The organism is Rhodococcus spelaei (assembly GCF_006704125.1).
In the GTDB taxonomy this organism is placed as follows: domain Bacteria; phylum Actinomycetota; class Actinomycetes; order Mycobacteriales; family Mycobacteriaceae; genus Rhodococcus_G; species Rhodococcus_G spelaei.
Window position 1 is genome coordinate 247,323 of sequence record NZ_VIGH01000003.1, and the last position, 17,589, is coordinate 264,911.

Annotated in this window: 18 protein-coding genes; 6 read left to right on the forward strand and 12 right to left on the reverse strand. The window is 69.2% G+C overall.

Annotated features, from left to right (window positions below):
* Nucleotides 1-102: 102 nt before the first annotated feature.
* Entirely contained in the window at nt 103-1,563 is a 1,461-nt protein-coding gene (obgE, locus tag FK531_RS07875) for a GTPase ObgE (RefSeq protein WP_142097337.1), read from the forward strand.
* On the forward strand, nt 1,560-2,669 hold the full coding sequence (gene proB / locus FK531_RS07880) for a glutamate 5-kinase (RefSeq protein WP_142097339.1): 1,110 nt from the start codon (nt 1,560-1,562) through the stop codon (nt 2,667-2,669). The genes obgE and proB overlap by 4 nt, the downstream gene beginning before the upstream one ends.
* A gap of 36 nt (nt 2,670-2,705) precedes the next feature.
* Here proB and FK531_RS07885 read toward each other — a convergent pair whose 3' ends face one another.
* Nucleotides 2,706-3,572 carry an NAD-dependent protein deacetylase gene (locus FK531_RS07885; protein WP_142097341.1) on the reverse strand — a complete coding sequence of 289 codons (867 nt, stop codon included), beginning with the start codon at nt 3,570-3,572 and terminating at the stop codon, nt 2,706-2,708.
* 72 nt (nt 3,573-3,644) lie between these two features.
* Nucleotides 3,645-3,812, reverse strand: a complete 168-nt coding sequence (locus FK531_RS22300; protein WP_181762860.1) for a hypothetical protein — start codon at nt 3,810-3,812, stop codon at nt 3,645-3,647.
* Nucleotides 3,813-3,895: 83 nt separating this feature from the next.
* Between FK531_RS22300 and FK531_RS22305 the strand changes: the two genes are divergently transcribed.
* A complete protein-coding gene (locus tag FK531_RS22305; RefSeq protein ID WP_181762861.1) occupies nt 3,896-4,066 on the forward strand; it encodes a hypothetical protein in 171 nt (56 codons plus the stop codon).
* 28 nt (nt 4,067-4,094) lie between these two features.
* On the opposite strand, the gene FK531_RS07890 is transcribed toward FK531_RS22305, so the two are convergent.
* From FK531_RS07890 to FK531_RS07910, 5 genes are all read right to left on the reverse strand, one after another.
* On the reverse strand, nt 4,095-4,970 hold the full coding sequence (locus FK531_RS07890) for a D-isomer specific 2-hydroxyacid dehydrogenase family protein (RefSeq protein WP_142098185.1): 876 nt from the start codon (nt 4,968-4,970) through the stop codon (nt 4,095-4,097).
* A gap of 70 nt (nt 4,971-5,040) precedes the next feature.
* Nucleotides 5,041-5,439, reverse strand: coding sequence for an ectoine synthase (locus tag FK531_RS07895; RefSeq protein WP_142097344.1), 399 nt, complete (start codon nt 5,437-5,439; stop codon nt 5,041-5,043).
* 13 nt (nt 5,440-5,452) lie between these two features.
* Nucleotides 5,453-6,730 carry a diaminobutyrate--2-oxoglutarate transaminase gene (ectB, locus tag FK531_RS07900; protein ID WP_142097347.1) on the reverse strand — a complete coding sequence of 426 codons (1,278 nt, stop codon included), beginning with the start codon at nt 6,728-6,730 and terminating at the stop codon, nt 5,453-5,455.
* A 47-nt stretch (nt 6,731-6,777) separates the two neighbouring features.
* A complete protein-coding gene (gene ectA / locus FK531_RS07905; protein WP_142097350.1) occupies nt 6,778-7,296 on the reverse strand; it encodes a diaminobutyrate acetyltransferase in 519 nt (172 codons plus the stop codon).
* A gap of 121 nt (nt 7,297-7,417) precedes the next feature.
* A complete protein-coding gene (locus FK531_RS07910) occupies nt 7,418-9,523 on the reverse strand; it encodes a RecQ family ATP-dependent DNA helicase (protein ID WP_142097353.1) in 2,106 nt (701 codons plus the stop codon).
* A gap of 65 nt (nt 9,524-9,588) precedes the next feature.
* Here FK531_RS07910 and FK531_RS07915 point away from each other — a divergent pair, with 65 nt between their 5' ends.
* Together FK531_RS07915 and FK531_RS07920 are read left to right on the forward strand one after the other, a co-directional pair.
* Complete coding sequence (locus FK531_RS07915) at nt 9,589-10,830, forward strand: amidohydrolase (protein WP_142097356.1); 1,242 nt, start codon at nt 9,589-9,591, stop codon at nt 10,828-10,830.
* Nucleotides 10,831-11,052: 222 nt separating this feature from the next.
* Nucleotides 11,053-11,394 carry a hypothetical protein gene (locus FK531_RS07920; protein WP_142097358.1) on the forward strand — a complete coding sequence of 114 codons (342 nt, stop codon included), beginning with the start codon at nt 11,053-11,055 and terminating at the stop codon, nt 11,392-11,394.
* 52 nt (nt 11,395-11,446) lie between these two features.
* Here FK531_RS07920 and FK531_RS07925 read toward each other — a convergent pair whose 3' ends face one another.
* From FK531_RS07925 to FK531_RS07940, 4 genes are all read right to left on the reverse strand, one after another.
* On the reverse strand, nt 11,447-11,893 hold the full coding sequence (locus tag FK531_RS07925) for a pyridoxamine 5'-phosphate oxidase family protein (RefSeq protein ID WP_142097361.1): 447 nt from the start codon (nt 11,891-11,893) through the stop codon (nt 11,447-11,449).
* A gap of 268 nt (nt 11,894-12,161) precedes the next feature.
* Nucleotides 12,162-13,952: an AMP-dependent synthetase/ligase gene (locus FK531_RS07930; RefSeq protein ID WP_142097364.1), complete on the reverse strand. Its 1,791-nt coding sequence runs from the start codon at nt 13,950-13,952 to the stop codon at nt 12,162-12,164.
* Between the two features lie 101 nt (nt 13,953-14,053).
* Nucleotides 14,054-14,926 (reverse strand): ribokinase, encoded by an 873-nt coding sequence (locus tag FK531_RS07935; RefSeq protein ID WP_142097367.1) that lies wholly within the window; start codon nt 14,924-14,926, stop codon nt 14,054-14,056.
* A 10-nt stretch (nt 14,927-14,936) separates the two neighbouring features.
* Nucleotides 14,937-15,623, reverse strand: a complete 687-nt coding sequence (locus FK531_RS07940) for a helix-turn-helix transcriptional regulator (protein WP_142097370.1) — start codon at nt 15,621-15,623, stop codon at nt 14,937-14,939.
* Between the two features lie 85 nt (nt 15,624-15,708).
* Between FK531_RS07940 and FK531_RS07945 the strand changes: the two genes are divergently transcribed.
* Nucleotides 15,709-16,143: a hypothetical protein gene (locus FK531_RS07945; RefSeq protein WP_142097372.1), complete on the forward strand. Its 435-nt coding sequence runs from the start codon at nt 15,709-15,711 to the stop codon at nt 16,141-16,143.
* A 19-nt stretch (nt 16,144-16,162) separates the two neighbouring features.
* On the opposite strand, the gene FK531_RS07950 is transcribed toward FK531_RS07945, so the two are convergent.
* Nucleotides 16,163-17,569 carry an amino acid permease gene (locus FK531_RS07950; protein WP_142097375.1) on the reverse strand — a complete coding sequence of 469 codons (1,407 nt, stop codon included), beginning with the start codon at nt 17,567-17,569 and terminating at the stop codon, nt 16,163-16,165.
* Nucleotides 17,570-17,589 lie beyond the last annotated feature (20 nt).

Below are 17,589 nucleotides of genomic sequence, written 5' to 3' on the forward strand. Positions count from 1 at the left end.
TGACCGTTGACAGTTCTAAGCTCCCAGTAGGGGCGGGCGTGGGTCTCGAAGACCCTGCTCGCCCCTATTTTGTTTTCACACAGAGGAAGGGATCCGGCAGTCATGTCCCGATTCATTGACCGCGTGGTGCTGCACGTCAGCGCCGGAAACGGCGGCAATGGTTGCGCCTCCGTCCACCGCGAGAAGTTCAAGCCGCTCGGCGGACCGGACGGCGGCAACGGGGGCCGTGGCGGTGACGTGGTGCTCGTCGTCGACGAGAACGTGCACACCCTGCTGGACTTCCACTTCCACCCGCACGCCAAGGCGAGCAACGGCAAGCAGGGTGCGGGCAGCAACCGCGAGGGCGCCAACGGCGAGGACCTGATCCTGCGGGTCCCCGACGGCACCGTGGTCCTCGACGCCGACGGCAACATCCTGGCCGACCTCATCGGGGCGGGCACCCGTTTCGATGCCGCTCCCGGCGGGCGCGGCGGCCTCGGCAACGCGGCGCTGTCCTCGAAGGCACGCAAGGCTCCCGGCTTCGCCCTGCTCGGCGAGGAGGGTGTCGAGCGCGACCTGGTGCTCGAGCTCAAGTCGGTGGCCGACGTCGGCCTCGTCGGCTTCCCGTCCGCCGGTAAGTCCTCGCTGGTCTCGGTGCTCTCCGCGGCCAAGCCGAAGATCGCCGACTACCCGTTCACCACGCTGGTGCCGAACCTGGGCGTGGTCTCCAGTGGCGACACCACCTTCACCGTCGCGGACGTGCCGGGTCTGATCCCCGGCGCCAGCCAGGGCCGAGGACTCGGACTCGACTTCCTGCGGCACATCGAACGCACCGCCGTGCTCGCGCACGTCGTGGACTGCGCCACCCTCGAGCCGGGTCGCGACCCGGTGTCGGACGTGGACGCACTCGAGGCCGAACTCGCCGCGTACAAGCCGGCACTGTCGGACGACGTCAGTCTGGGCGACTTGGCGAACCGGCCGCGGATCGTGATCCTGAACAAGGCCGACGTGCCCGAGGCTGCGGAACTGGCGGAGATGGTGACCCCCGATTTCGAGGCGCGGGGCTGGCCCGTGTTCACGATCTCGGCGGTCAGCCGGGAAGGTCTGCGCCCGTTGACCTTTGCTCTGGCGAAGATGGTCGAGGAGTACCGACTCGCGCACCCGAAGGCGGAGCCGAAGCGGCAGGTGATCCGTCCGATCGCGCAGAACGAGACCGGTTTCAGCGTGATCGCCGACCCCGAGACCCCCGGTGGGTTCATCGTCCGCGGCACCCGGCCGGAGCGGTGGATCCGCCAGACCGCGTTCGACAACGACGAGGCCGTCGGCTACCTGGCCGACCGTCTCGCCCGGCTCGGCGTCGAGGACGCGCTGGTCAAGCAGGGTGCCGAGCCCGGCTGCTCGGTGACCATCGGGAACGTGAGCTTCGAGTGGGAACCGCAGACCCCCGCCGGCATCGACCTCACGCGCACGGGCCGCGGCACCGATCCGCGACTCGACCAGGTCGATCGCATCGGCGCCAGCGAGCGCAAGCACGCGCACCGGATCCGGCGCGGGCTCGAGGGCCTGGATCCCGACGAGCAGTGACCGCGGTTTCGAGTACCCGCGCCCAGATCGCGACCGCGCGTAGCGTCGTCGTGAAGATCGGATCCTCGGCGCTGACCAGCCTCGAAACCGGTTTGGACCGAGGCAAACTCGATGCGCTCGCGGACGCGATCGAGTCGCGGATGCGGGCCGGCTCGGATGTCGTGGTGGTCTCGTCCGGCGCCGTGGGTGCGGGCATCGCGCCGCTCGGGCTGTCGAAGCGTCCGCGCGACCTGGCGACGAAGCAGGCCGCGGCCAGCGTCGGACAGTTGGCGTTGGCGCACGCCTGGGGCACGTCGTTCGCGCGGTACGGACGGACGGTCGGGCAGGTGCTGCTCACCGCCGACGACATCGCCCGGCGCACGCAGTACCGCAACGCGCAGCGCACCCTCGACCGGCTGCGCGCCCTGCACGCGGTCGCGATCGTCAACGAGAACGACACCGTCGCCACCGCGGAACTGCGCTTCGGCGACAACGACCGGCTGGCCGCGATGGTCGCGCACCTGGTGAGCGCCGATGCGCTGGTGCTGCTCTCGGACGTCGACGGCCTCTACGACGGTGATCCCCGCAAGGGCGGCGCGACGCTGATTCCCGAGGTGACCAGTCCCGAGGACCTCGACGGTGTGGTCGCCGGGTCCGGGGGAGCGCTCGGTACCGGCGGCATGGCCTCCAAGCTCTCGGCGGCCCGCCTCGCGGCGGATTCCGGTGTGCCGGTGCTGCTCGCGGCGGCCTCGGACGCGGCCGAGGCGCTGTCCGGTGCGGGCGTGGGCACCGCGTTCGCGGCCCGGCCGGCGCGACTGTCCGCGCGCAAGTTCTGGGTGCGGCACGCCGCCGACACCCAGGGTGTGCTGCACCTCGACGCCGGCGCGGTCCGGGCGGTCGTGGACCGCCGCCGATCGCTGCTGCCCGCCGGGATCACCGCGGTGACCGGACGCTTCTACGGCGGTGATGTGGTGTCGCTGACCGGGCCCGACGGTGTGCCGGTGGCCCGCGGTGTGGTGGCCTTCGACGCCGCCGAACTCGACGAGATGCTGGGCCGCTCGACGATGGAGTTGCCGTCCGAGCTGCAGCGACCGGTGGTGCACGCGGACGACCTGGTTCGCCTCTGATCCCTCGTTGCCAGGGTGAGGGGATCCGGGTGGCGGTCAGACCGAACGAAGGTTCCCGTCACCCTGGGTGTTGAAGGCTGCGAGGGTCTCCGAGCAACCGGTTTCGAGTTTCAAGGTGGCGAATTCGTCGCCCCGGGTGGCGCCGCGGTTGACGATCGCGACCGGGATGGCGAGCTTCGCGGCCCGGCGCACGAACCGCAGTCCGGACATCACGGTCAGCGACGAGCCCAGCACCAGCAGGAGGTCCGCCGACTCGACGAGACCGAACGCGGCGTCGACCCGGTCGCGCGGGACGGACTCGCCGAAGTAGACGATGTCCGGCTTGAGGATGCCGCCGCACCGTTCACAGTCGACGACGCGGAAGTGCGCGGTCTCCTCGACCACCGCGTCGGCGTCCGGCGCGATCTCGACACCCGTTGCGGCGGAGACGGATTCGGCGAAGCCGGGATTGGCTGCGGTGAGTCGGTCCGCCAGGGAGAATCGCGAGATGCGGTGCTCGCAGGCCATGCACCGGACCTGGGCGTAGCTGCCGTGCAGGTCGATCACCCGCCTGCTCCCGGCCTTGGTGTGGAGCAGGTCGACGTTCTGGGTCAGCACCCCCGTGACGGTGCCGCCGCGTTCGAGAGCCGCCAGAGCGCGGTGACCGGCGTTCGGTCGGGTGCCGTCCATGTGCCGCCACCCGAGGTGGTTACGGGCCCAGTAGTGCCGTCGGAACGCCGCGTCGCCCATGAACTGCTGGTACGTCATCGGGGTGCGCGGCGGCGAATCCGGGCCCCGATAGTCTGGGATGCCCGAGTCGGTGGACATGCCGGCGCCGGTGAGCGCGACCACTCGGCGGCCGGCGACCAGATCGACGAGACGGTCGACGCCGACCGGTGCGGCGTCGACCGGGGGAGCGGACATGCCATCCAGGCTAACCCGGCGCGAATCCTCGAGATCTGGATGGCACGGTAGGTGACCGGGAGTGACGCCTGGTCAGTCGGTCCCGGGCTTCTGCCGCGGGTCGTCGACGACCTTCGGCGGACCGTCGGGGTGCAACGCACCGCCCTCGTTCACCCAGTCGGCGATGTCCGAGGCCTCCTCCGGGGTGACGGGCCTGCGCCTGCTGAAGAGCGACTTCACCTTCTCGCTGAATCTCGGCATGCCCTCACCCTAGCCCCGCGGTGACCTGCGGGCCCGCCCTGTGAACCGCGTGGAGCCCTCGGGTCGCGAGTACGGTCGATCGTATGGGTGTCATCGGTGAGCTGTTCCCAGGGAAGAAGCTGGAGAACGACGGAAGTCAGGACGGCGGCGGGCAGACGTATCAGCCCCGCATCGAACTCGACCTGGACGCGGGTGTGATCCGGGTGTCGCCGGCGAAGCCCGCCGTCGGCCCGCAGGAGCAGTCGGGCGAGTGACGGGATTGTCCCGCCCCACGGCGCCGGCTCAGTAGCCGGCGACCGGGTCGATCACCGCGTTCAATCGCTCGCCGGCCGCGAACCGGGCGACATTGCGGGCCACGTGGTCGGCGAAGGCCGCGGGCCGGACCGCTGGCGGATTCGAGCAGTGCGGGGTGACGACGGCGTTCGGCAGGGACCACAGCGGGTGACCGTCCGGCAGTGGCTCCGGATCGGTGACGTCCAGCCCGGCACCGCCGATCGTCCTGTCCCGCAAGGCGGTAACGAGTGCGTCGGTGTCGACGAGCGACCCGCGGGCGACGTTGACGACCCAGGAGTGCGGCCGTAGCCGGCTCAGCTGCTCCGCCCCGACGAGGTGCCGTGTCGCCGCGGTGGCGGGCGCCGCGATCACCACGTGGTCGACGCGGTCCCAGATCTCGTCGGTGCGGTCGGCGGGCAGGGTTTCCTCGGCGCCCGGGACCGCGACTCCCGACCGGTTCACCGCGACCACCCGCGCGCCGACCGCGGCGAGCATCGGGATCAGCGCCCGGCCGATGCCACCCGCACCGACGATGGCGACCCGGGACCCGCGCAGCGTGCCGACCTTGCCGAAGAACTCGTCCTGACGCCAGGTGGTCGTCGACCACTGTTCGGGGAGCGCACGGACGCCCGCGAGCAGCAGCGCGAGGGCGTGCTCGGCAACCGTCGCCGAGAAGGCCCCCGCGGCTGAGGTGAAGACCACCTCCGGGTGGCGTTCGATCACCCCGGACGCGAACCACTGCTCGACTCCCGCCGAGTACAACTGCACCCAGCGGATCGACTCGGGCAGGTCGTCGGGGAAGCGGTCCGGTTCGGCCGCCCAGATCAGCCCGTGTGCGCCGCCCATCGGCGACCACTCGCCGCCGCCGCGGGTGATCGCGTCCATCAGGAGCGGATCGGCGTGCGGGCCGAGGGCGATGGGGACTGGGGTCACGACGGTCACTCCTCGAACGACTTCAGCTGGGGACTTCGATCAGCGGGTAGACACCATTCTCGTCGTGCACCTCGCGACCGGTCACCGGGGGGTTGAACACGCACAGCATCCGCATCTGCGTGACCGGTTCCACCCGGTGCCGCTCGTGGCCGTCGAGCAGGTACATGGTGCCGGGCCTGAGCTGGTGCACCTCGCCGTTGTCCAGGTCGGTGAGAATGCCGTCGCCCTCGACCAGCCAGACCGCCTCGACGTGGTGAGCGTAGTGGAATTCGTTGACAGAGCCGGCGCGAATGGTGGTCTCGTGGAAGGAGAATCCGACGCCATCGCCGCCGAGGACGATGCGCTTGCTGCGCCAGTTGCCGTCCTCGCTGACGACGTCACGGTCGGTGTCGGTGATCTCGTCGGTGGTGCGCACGATCATGCGAATCGCCTCCTCAGGCGCAGATCTTGGCGGTCGCCTCGGCGAGGATGCTCAGGCCGTGGTCGAGCTCGTCGTCGGTGATGGTCAGCGGCGGAAGCAGTTTGACCACCTCGTCGGACGGACCCGACGTCTCCGCCAGCAACCCCTCGTCGAAGGCCAGCCCGCAGACCTTGACGGCCTTGCCGGGATCGTCGAACACCAGGCCCTGGACCAGACCGCGGCCGCGGGTGCTGACGCCGTCGAACTGGTCGGACAGGTTCGCGAAGATCTGGTGGATCCGTTGGCCTTTCGCGAGCGTAGAGCGCTGCAGGGCGTCGCCGGACCAGTAGTGGTCGAGCGCGGCAGTGGCAGTGACGAACGCCGGGTTGTTGCCGCGGAAGGTGCCGTTGTGCTCGCCGGGGGACCAGACGTCGAGTTCCGGCTTGAACAGGGTCAGTGCCATCGGCAGGCCGTAGCCGCCGATCGACTTCGAGAGCGTGACGATGTCCGGGGTGATGCCGGCGACCTCGAAGGAGAAGAACGGGCCGGTTCTGCCGCACCCCATCTGCACGTCGTCGACGATCAGCAGGATCTGGCGGTCCGCGCACAGGGCCGCGAGCCCGCGCAACCACTCGGGGCGGGCGACGTTGACCCCGCCCTCGCCCTGCACGGTCTCCACGATGACGGCGGCCGGGCGGTTCAGTCCGCTGCCGGAGTCGTCGAGCACCCGCTCGAACCAGTGGAAGTCCTCGGTGGCTCCGTCGAAGTAGTTGTCGAACGGCATCGGGGTGGCGTGCACCAGCGGGACGCCCGCGCCCGCGCGCTTCATCGAGTTGCCGGTGACCGAGAGTGCGCCGAGGGTCATGCCGTGAAAAGCGTTGGTGAAGTTGACGATCGACTCGCGTCCGGTCACCTTGCGGGCAAGCTTCAGTGCGGCCTCGACGGAGTTGGTTCCGGTGGGGCCGGGGAACTGCACTTTGTAGTCCAGCCCGCGTGGTTCGAGGATGTTGCGCCGGAAGCTGTGCAGGAACTCGCGTTTGGCGACCGTCGACATGTCCAGGCCGTGTGTGATGCCGTCCGAAGCGACGTAGTCGAGCAGTGCGGACTTGAGTACCGGGTTGTTGTGGCCGTAGTTCAATGCGCCTGCGCCGGCGAAGAAGTCGAGGTACTCGGTGCCGTCCTCGGCGCGCAACCACGATCCGGACGCGGAACTGAACACGGTCGGCCAGGTGCGGCTGTAGCTGCGGACCTCGGACTCGAGGTTGGTGAAGACGCTGTTGTCGGGGGTACTGCTGTCGGGAGTGGCTGTCATGGCTCTCCTTGGGGCTTCGGGGCTCGCCTGGTTCAGTGATCTCGGGTTCAGTGATCGCCGATGATGTAGAGCTCTTCCGATTCGTGCTGATCGGGAAAATGGTTCGGCTCGAACAGGCGTTGACGTGTGATCGAGGTGTAGCGGGTGCGAGCCAGCGCCGTGAACAGGGCCTGCGAGGCAGTGTTGTCCGGACTGATCGTCGTTTCGAGGCGGGTGACGCCCTGGCGGGCAAGGTGATCGAGGAGGTGGTTCAGCATGGATGCGGCGAGTCCGTGGCCACGCAGTTCCTCGTCCACCGCGACCTGCCACACGAACACTGTGCGCGGGTCCTGCGGGCGGACGAAGCCGGTGACGAAGCCACCGACCCGGCCGCCGTGGTCGGCGACGACCGAGCTGTCGTGAAAATCCCTGCACCACAGCAGGTAGGAGTAGCTCGAGTTCAGATCGAGCACCTGGGAGTCGCGGGCGATCTCCCAGAGCCTTGCGGCGTCGCCGACTTCGGGCGCTCTGAACGTGACCGCGACGGGTCCGGAGTTCGGGGTCGTGCTGTTTGTAACAGGCGTCATAGAGATTTCGAACGTATCAATGGAGGCAACGGATTTCAGCCACCTCTATCGACCAGTGCTGGAGAACCATGGCTCCCGCACTGGTTAGCGATGCTATGTGAGCCTGGTCACAACGTCGTGCTCAGTTGATGCTCGCCAGGGCAAACGGCAGGACCGTCGCCGCGCCCGCGGCGCGCAGTTCGCGGGCCGCCATGGTCAGCGTCCAGCCGGTGTCCGCGAGGTCGTCGAGCAGCAGGATCGGACCGTCCACCTCGGTCAGGTCCGGGGCCAGCCAGGCGCCTGCGAGACCGGCCACCCGGTAGGCGGAGTTCGCGGCCGAGACCGGCGGATGTCCGGGGGTGCGCGACAGCGTCCCCAGGTCGGTGAGCCGTCCGACCTGGGCCAGTCGCTGCCGCAGCGAGCTCACCAGCTGCGGGCGGGAGACCGATTCGAGGGACATCACCGCGACCGGCCTGCGCTCCCAGTCCCAGGCGGCCAGCACCGAGATGCAGGCGTCGACCACCGCGTCCGGGACGGGGGCGTCGGGCGCGTCGAACAGCGTGCGCAGCCGCTGGCCCCAGCCCAGGTCGGACAGCCGGCCGAGCACTCGACCGGGCTCGGGGCCGTCGGTGATCCTCCCGGACAGTGCGACGCCGAGCTTCGCCAGTCCGGTCGGCCACTGCTTGCGTGGCGCGAGGTCGATCCCCGGCCGGTCCAGCCGCGCGCGGGCCTGCTCGACGGCACCGGCGTCGACCTCGCCGCTGAGTGCCTCGCCCGTGCAGTTGTCGCAGCGACCGCACGGCTGCGGAGTATCGGATAGTTCGGGGTCGTCGAGTTGGCGACGCAGGAACTCCATGCGGCACATGGTCGTCCGCTGGTAGTCCACCATCGCCTGCTGCTCGGACTGTCGGGCCTGCTCGAGCCGCTCGTAGCGCGGGGCGTCGTACTCCCACGGCTGCCCCGTCCCGATCCAGCCCCCGCGCACCCGCTTGACGGCCCCGTCCACGTCGAGGACCTTGAGCACCATCTCGAGCCGCGACCGGTTCAGCTCCACCAGCGGTTCGAGCGCCTGCGTGGACTGCGGGCGCTCGGTGTCGAGGACCTCGATCACCCGGCGCACGACGTGCTCGCGTGGGAACGCGACGGACGCGAAGTAGCTCCAGATCTGCCGGTCCTCGTGACCGGGCAGCAGCACCACCTCGGCGCGGTCGGTGGAACGGCCCGCGCGTCCGACCTGCTGGTAGTAGGAGATGGGGGAGGACGGCGCGCCCAGGTGCACGACGAAACCGAGATCCGGCTTGTCGAAACCCATGCCGAGTGCCGACGTCGCGACGAGTGCTTTGACCCGGTTGCCGAGCAGGTCGGCTTCGAGGGACTCGCGTTCGGCCGGGTCGGTCTGGCCGGTGTACGCCGCGACCCGATGTCCCTGGTCCGTGAGCAGACCGGCCAGGTCGCGGGCCGCGGACACGGTGAGGGTGTAGATGATGCCGGATCCGGGCAGCGAGTTCAGTTGCTGGCCGAGCCACGCCGCGCGCTTGGTCGCCTCGTCGATGTGTACCACCGACAGTCGCAGGGACTCGCGTTCGAGTCCGCCTCGCAGCACCAGAGTCTCGCCCCCGCCGACCCCGAGTTGCGCGGACACGTCGGCGACCACCCGGTCGTTCGCGGTCGCGGTGGTCGCGAGCACCGGGATGCCGTCGCCGAGTTCGCCGATGAGTGTGCGGATCCGCCGGTAGTCGGGCCGGAAGTCGTGGCCCCAGTCGGAGACGCAGTGAGCCTCGTCGACGACCACCAGTCCGGCGTCCGCCGCGAGCGAGGGCAGAACCTGATCCCGGAAGTCGGGATTGTTCAGTCGTTCCGGGCTGACCAGCAGGACGTCGACCTCGCCGTCGGCGACCTGCCGGTGGATCTCGTCCCACTCGGTGACGTTGCCGGAGTTGATGGTCGCGGCGCGCACGCCGGCGCGTTCGGCGGACGCGACCTGGTTTCGCATCAGGGCGAGCAGCGGCGAGACGATGACGGTCGGGCCGTGCCCGCGGGCCCGCAGCAGCTTGGCGGAGATGAAGTAGACGGCGGACTTGCCCCAGCCGGTGCGCTGGACGACCAGCGCGCGTCGGCGTTGCACGACCAGTGCCTCGATGGCCGTCCACTGGTCCTCGCGGAGCCGGGCCTGCGGTCCGGCGAGCTCACGGAGCAGCTCCTCTGCCTCGCCGCGCAACTCGGCCTGGTCCTTCACGTCCGTCGACATGGGTCCATCCTGCCGGGTGGGACCGACACACTGCTCGCCCGTGCCCGTTGTGGTACGCCTGGGTGATGGACGCCTCAGTGCCCGACCCGACCGTGACCGCGATCCTCTCCGGGTTCGAGGCGGTGTCCACCGACCTGGTCGAGCTGTACCGGCACCTGCATTCGCACCCGGAACTGTCGTATCAGGAGCACGAGACCGCGGAGATCGTGGCCGAGCGGCTGACCGTGTCGGGCTTCCAGGTCACCGCCGGTCTCGGCGGGACCGGGGTCGTCGGGGTGTTGCGCAACGGCGACGGCCCGGTGGTGCTGCTGCGGGCCGACATGGACGCGCTGCCGGTGCGCGAGGACACCGGGCTCGACTACGCCTCGACGGTCACCGCGACCACCCACCTGGGTGAGACGGTGCCGGTCATGCACGCCTGCGGCCACGACATGCACGTGACCTGTCTGCTGGGCGCGGCGGCGTTGCTGGCCGACGGACGAGTGCACTGGTCGGGCACGCTGATCGCGCTGTTCCAGCCGGCCGAAGAACTCGGCGACGGTGCCCGCAGCATGCTCGACGACGGACTGCTGGACAAGGTGCCGGCGCCCGACGTGGTGCTCGGACAGCACGTGATGCCGGGCCCCGTGGGTACCGCGTTCGTGTGCCCGGGCACCGCGATGGCGGCGGCGCAGAGCCTGCAGATCCGGATGTTCGGTCGCGGCGGACACGGCTCGATGCCGGACGCGTGCGTGGATCCGGTGGTGATGGGTGCGGCGACGGTGATGCGGCTGCAGACCGTGGTCTCGCGGGAGATCTCCCCGTCCACGCCCGCAGTGCTGACCGTCGGTTCGTTCCAATCGGGGACCAAGGAGAACGTGATTCCGGACGAGGCGGTGCTCAAGGTCAACACGCGCTCCTTCGAGTCGCATGTCTCGGATCGGTTGCGGGAGGGGATCGTTCGGGTCGTCAACGCGGAGTCGGAGGCGTCCGGCGCGCCTCGGCCGCCGGAGATCACCGAACTGAACAGCTTCCCGGTCACCGTCAACGATGTTCCGGGGACCGCGCGAACCCTCGCCGCGCTCGGCGCACAGTTGGGCAGCGACAAGGTGTTCGAGATCGGACCCGTCTCCGGAAGCGAGGACGTCGGCGACCTGGCCAAGGCGGCCGGGGTCCCGCTGGTCTACTGGTTCGTCGGCGGTTTCGACGTGACGGACGGGCAGCCGTTGCCGTCGAACCACTCGCCGAAGTTCGCGCCGGTGATCAGGCCGACGCTCGACACCGGCGTGGCGGCGCTGATTGCGGCTGCGGTGGAGTGGCTCGACTGAGCGTCCTGCCTCCGCGTCGCGCGAGGTCGAGTGGGAAACACGACGTCCGCCAATCGTGATCTCCTCGACCGTCGGTTCAAACGTATTGGTGAATGAGGGATTCACATTCCACCTGTCCCCACGCTATGTGGGGCGAGTTGTCGGTGCGCTGGCGTTGAATCGCCGTACCGGGCACGCCCAGATGCGGGATGCTCCCAACACGGGCAGGAAGGGCTGTGGGAGATGGTGTTCGAGGTGAAGGCCACTCATCGGGTGACGTCGACAGGGGAGGCGGCGTGTGAGATCTACCCGGACGTGTTCATCGGCATGCGCGGCCAGGTGCTTTCCAGGTGGTCTGGAATGGCGATGCAGCAGGCTCGCGACATCGTCGAAGGGCTGCCCGATGGCACGCAGGAGTGGTTCGTCTGCCGAGGTCTGCCGAGGTCTGTCGACTGGGTGACTTCGGTCGCTGGGTTTCGGGACCGGCACTGGCTGGAACAGCACGGGGACGTGTACATCCTTCGTTCGACGCCGGTCGGACCGATGGGTCCCTCATGCCCGCCGCGGAGGCTACTGACCCCGTGAACAGCGGCCTGGCTGACGGTGGCCCAGGGACGCCGCCGAGTGCTGTCGGCACTTATGTCGGGTTCGAGTAGACCCGAGTGGGAGAGACCAATACGGCAGTTCGGCGCTCCTCGCGCATCACCCGGTCGTAGGTGGGCCAGTCGTCGTGGGTCCCCCCTGCTGCGCTGAAGATGTCGCGAAGCATGAGCCGGAGTCGTTCGGCGTCAACTTCGGGGTGAGGGTCGTCGGGTCCGATCAGCTGTGCGCGGCCCTCGACGGCGACCCATTGCCAGCCGGCGCGGACGACGACGGCGATGGTGGGGTTATCGCGCAGGTGGGCGAGTTTGAGGGTGCCGCCCACGGCGACGAACGCGACTACGCGCTCACCTGTGGTCGGATGGGCCAGCACGCCGGCGTTGACGACCGCGGTGTGCGGGGTGTGGTTGGCGCGGACGGTGACGACGACACTGAGGCCGTGGTCAAGCGGCACCAGTTCTGAAAACCGTTCTAGGTCGTTCACGTGTACCTCCGGTGGATCGACGAAAGGGTCGCCCGCCCTTCGACGGTAGCGCTGTCCGGTACGGAATTGAGCCATTCCGGCCACCGAATCGGTCGCTTGCCACCTGCGAAGCCGGCCGGGTGAATCCGCCGGCCGAAACCCTTCCATCCGGAACCTGCGATTGAAGGCTTCGGGCATGTAGCCCGCACAGTCGGACTGCGTGCATCCCGCGTTCCTTCGGCGAGAGGAATCTTTCGAGGGACCCGCGAAGAAGCGCGGTCCTCGAACCTCAGTCGCCGTACAGCGCGTCGAACTCTGCGGTGAAGTTCTCCCCGACCACCTTCCGCTTGATCTTCAGGGTCGGGGTCAGCTCGCCGGTCTCCTGCGACAGGTCGCGCTCGGCGACGGCGAACTTCTTCACCTGCTCGGGCGGGGCGAGTTTTGCGTTCGCGGCATCGACCGCCTCGGCCACCAGCTCGAGAACTCGTGGATGCCGGGACAATTCGGCGATCGAGTCCGGCAGTCCCTGCGCCTGCGCCCACGGCAGCACGGTCTCCGGGTCGAGGGTCACCAGCACCACCGGGTAGGGCCTGCGGTCGCCGTGCATGATCGCCTGACTGATCCACGGCGAGCGTTTGAGGTCGTTCTCCAGGTTGGCCGGCGTCAGGTTCTTGCCGCCCGAGGTGACGATGATGTCCTTCTTGCGGCCGATGATCGAGACGTAGCCGTCCTCGTCGATGGAGGCGAGGTCGCCGGTGTGCAGCCAGCCGTCGCTGACCGCACCGAACGACGCGTCCGCCATCTTGTAGTAGCCCTGGAAGATGTTGCCGCCGCGCAGCAGCAGTTCCCCGTCCTCGGCGGTCTTCGCCTCGATGCCGGGCAGCGGGCGGCCGACGGTTCCGAAGCGGTGGTGGCGTGGGGTGTTCACCGTCGCGCCGGTGGAGGTTTCGGTCATTCCGAAGCCCTCCATCACGGGAACGCCGCAGCCGTAGAAGAACTCGAGGATCTCCTTGGCGATGGGGGCGGCTCCGGTGATCGCCAGTTCCACGTTGCCGCCGAACAGCGCCCGCACCCCCTGGAAGAGGGCCGTGTCGGCCGCGTCGAACCGGGTCTGCAACTCGGCGGGAACCTCCTCGCCGGCCTCGACCAGGTCACGCACCCGCACGCCGAGCGCGGCCGCGGCGAGGATGCGTTCGCGCTCCTCGGCTGGCTTGGACCCGACGGCCAGGGTGTAGACCTTCTCGAACACTCGGGGGACCGACGGCAGGTGGGTCGGCCGGACCGCCATCACTTCGGGCACGATCCGAGCGGTGTCGCCGCCCCAGTACGCGATCACCCCGCCGCGGTCGAACGCCAGCAGCTGGAACAGCAACGCGAACGCGTGCGCGAGCGGCAGGAACAGGTAGAGCACCATGTCCGCGTCGGAAGACGACCCCTCGGCCTCCTCGAGTGCCGTGTTGGCCGTCATGATCGAGCGGTAGTTCGCGTGCGAGAGAACGCATCCCTTCGGCGGGCCGGTGGTTCCAGAGGTGTACATGAACACGTAGGGGTCGTCGGGGGTGACGGCGCCGGCACGGCGGTGCAGTTCCTCGGGCCCGCATTCGCGGCCCCGGCGGCGGATCTCGTCGGCGGTCACCGCGCCGCCGGCCTCGCCGTCGAGAACGATCACCCATTCCAGCGCCGGTAGCTGGTCGCGGACGGCGGCGACCTTCGCGACCTGCTCCGCGTTCTCGCAGACGACCGCCCGGGCCTCCGAATTGCCCAGCACCCAGGCGCATTCCTCGGGGGAGTTGGTGGGGTAGACGGACACGTGCACTGCGCCCGCGGCGACGATCGCCAGATGCGCGACCGACCAGTCGAGGCGGGTGCTGCCGAGGACCGCGACCCGATCGCCGACGGCGAGGCCGAGGTCGATCAGCCCGGCGCCGAAGTCGGCGACCCGGTCGGCGAGCTCGGTGTAGGTGACCTGTTCCCAGGTGTCCGGCTCGCACTGGTAGCGCGCCGCTGGCCGGTCGCCGTATGCCTCGGCGGCACGAAAAGTGAGGTCTGCGAGGGTGTTTCCCGCGATTGTCCGGTTCATTCGACCCGCTCCGTCCAGCCGGTGCGACCGCACACCCGGCAGTCGGTCGCGTTGGGGCGATGCTACGTCCGGTTCGCGCCCCGGGGTGCCGCTTCGGGCATTCAATCGGTGCGTCGCAGTGCGGCGTCCACCGCCGCCCGGGTCGGAGCGGAGGCGGCGGCTCCGCCTCGGGTGGTCGCCAGCGCGCCCGCAGCGCAGGCCCGGTCCAGTGCAGCGGCCGCACCGAGGTGCCAGGACGCGACGAGGGTGCCGGCGAAGGCGTCGCCCGCCCCGGTCGTGTCCACCACCTCGACCACCGGGGGAGAGGCGTGTTGCGTACGGCCGTCGGGCCCGCGCAGGGTGGCGCCCCTCGCACCGAGCGTGACGACCAGGTGCGGCACTCGTGCGAGGACCGATTCCCCGATCTGCTCGGCTTCGGTCTCGTTCACGATCAGGACGTCGACGGCGTCGAGCAGGTCGTCCGGGAGCGGTTGCACCGGTGAGGGATTGAGGGCCACGGTAGTGCCCGCGGACTTGGCGCGGCGGGCACCGGCGGTGACCGCCCCGAGCGGCAGTTCCAGCTGGCACAGCAGGACGTCCGCGTCCGCGATCGCCGACAGGTCCAGGTCGGTGAGGTCGCGGACCGTCGAGTTCGCCCCGCCGACCACGATGATCGAGTTCTCTCCGGACTCGTCCACGACGATCACCGCGACGCCGCTCGGTCCCTCGACTTCGCGTAGCAGCGCGGTGTCCACCTCGGCGTCGACAAGGGCCTGCCGCAACTCGAGGGCGAAGGCGTCGTCGCCGACCGCGCCGACGAAGTTCACGGCGGCACCGGCACGGGCGGCCGCGATGGCCTGGTTGGAACCCTTGCCGCCCGGGCCGGTCGAGAAACTCGCGCCGAGAACCGTCTCGCCGGGAGCGGGTCGCCTGGCAGTCGCCGCGACGAGGTCCATGTTGATGCTGCCGAGCACGGTCACGCGGGTAGCGGGCATGGACCCGACGCTATCGGTCGGGGGCGGCCGGTGTGGTCTCGATCCGGACGCAGCAGTATCCGTCGGCGGGCGCGAGCCGGGCGGCACGGCCCGCGCACCCGGTGCCGTCGATCAGTCCCTCGATGAGCTCGAGGTTCATGCCGCAGACCATGTCGGTGTGTGCCTTGGCGAGCGTATGGAACGGGCAGTTCGCCAGGACGATGTCGCGACCCTCGTCACGCGGTTCGTAGCCGCAGCGCTCGAGCGTTGCGAGCAGGTCGGCGTCGCTGGGTCCAGCCTCGGTGCCGACCGCTCGGCCGAGGTCCCTGGCCCGCCGTCCCAGGATGGTTCGCGGCGGCTCGCCGGTGCGTTCGGAGTCGTCGATGGCCTGGGCGAGCAACTGTCCGGCCAGTTCGTAGGAGCGCTCGGGGAGTTGCACAACCACCTGGCGGTCGGAACGCCGGTACAGCTTGGACGGGCGTCCCGCGCCGGGGCCGGAACGGCCGCTGCGCCGTGCGAACTCGACGGTCAGCAGCCCCTCGTCGGCGAGCTTGTCGAGGTGGAAGGCCGCGGTCGGTCGGGCCATGCCCAGTGCCTCGGCTGCCTCGTCGCGACTGATCGGGTCGTGGTGTGCACGGACGTAGTCGTAGAGCCGCCGACGCGCCGGTTCTTCGAGCGCGGAGACGGCCGAGATGTCCGAGTGCGGATCCGGATCCATGACCCCATTGTAAAACCAATCAACGTTGACGTAATACCGGCCGGGATTCTATATTTAACTGTCACTACTTTTAGAAGGAGGAGCCATGTCAACAGATATGACAAGGCAGGTCGACACGGGCCGTGCACACCTCGCCGACCCCGGCTACCAGGCCTTCCTGGCGCTACGGACGGTGTTCACCATCGCGCCGATCCTCTTCGGCCTGGACAAGTTCGCCAACGTGATGACCGACTGGCCGAAGTACCTGGCGCCCTGGATCGACGGCATCCTGCCCGGCAATGCTCAGCAGGGGATGTACATCGTCGGTGTGATCGAAGTAGTCGCCGGACTGGTCGTCGCGATCGCCCCCAGGTTCGGCGCGTGGCTGGTCGTCGCCTGGCTGGCCGGGATCATCGTCAACTTGCTGACCCTGCCGGGCTACTACGACATCGCGCTGAGGGACTTCGGACTGCTGGTCGCGGCCGCTGCGCTCGGCCGACTCGCCGTCAAGTACGCCGGAGGACACGGGGCCACCCGGTGAGCGTCCCCATCGTCGACGGTCAGTTCACCTCGGCGCCGCGTCGAGCGTGTACGAGGTAGTAGCCGGCACTGACCAGCGCGCCGAACACGGCCCCGACCACCAGCGCGGTCCGGCCTGCCGAACTGAAGAACAGCAACACGACCACCAGGGCAAGGAAGGCCAGGGCCAGCCAGTTGGTGACCGGCGCGCCCGGCAGCCGGTAGTCGACTGCGGGCAGCCGGCCCGCGGAGACTGCCGCCCGGTACCGGAGGTGGCAGACCAGGATGGTGCCCCAGACGAAGATGATCCCGACCGTCGACACCGAGGTGATGTACAGGAACGCGCGCTCCGGCGAGATCACGTTGACCAGCACGCCGATCAGCATCGCCGCGGCCGAGAGGGTGATTCCCGCCAACGGGACCGACCGGCCGCTGAGCCGGCCGAACCGCTCGGGCGCTTCGTGCCGCAGCGACAGGCTGCGCACCATCCGCCCGGTGGAGTAGATGCCGGAGTTGCACGATGACAGCGCCGCCGTCAGCAGCACGAAGTTCATGATCCCCGCTGCAGCGGGAATGCCGATCTGCTGGAGGACCTCCACGAACGGGCTGACCCCAGCATGGAAGTCGCGCCAGCTCGCGACGCTCAGGATCACCACCAGCGAACCGATGTAGAACAGACCGATCCGGAACGGCAACGTGTTGATCGCCTTGCGCAGCGTCGGTTTCGGGTCGCGGGCCTCGCCCGCCGTCACTCCGACGAGTTCGACACCGACATACGCGAACATGACCACCTGCAGGCTCATCAGTGCCGCGCCGAACCCGTTCGGGAACACCCCGCCGTCCGCCCACAGGTTGGTGACGGTCGGGTTCGTAGCGTGCCCGATCCCGAGGGTGAGCACGCCGATGCCGATCAGGATCATCCCGATGATCGCGGTGATCTTGATTGCCGCGAACCAGAATTCGGCCTCGCCGAACAGTTTCACCGAGATCAGGTTGGCGCCGAACAGGATCACCAGCACCACCAGGGCGGTCAGCCACACCGGGACCGACGGCCACCAGAACTCGACGTACTTGCCCGCGACCGTGATCTCGGCCATGCAGGTGGCGACCCACACCACCCAGTAGGTCCAGCCGGTGACGAAGCCGAAGAAGCGTCCGAGGAACTCCTCGGCGTACTCGCCGAAGCTGCCGGAGACGGGACGGTAGGTGAGCAGTTCACCGAGCGCCCGCATGATCACGAAGATCGCCAGACCCGCCGCCAGGTAGGCGAGGATCAGCGACGGTCCCGCCGACTCGATGGCCGCGCCGGAGCCGTAGAACAGACCGGTGCCGATGGCGCCGCCGATCGCGATCATCTGGATCGTCCGCGAGTTGAGTCCGCGGCTGTATCCCTCCGACGGGTCGTCGGGCTGGGCGTCGGTGAGCACGTCGTCGTGGGGCTGGGTCATAGGCCGCCTTCGGGTTCGCT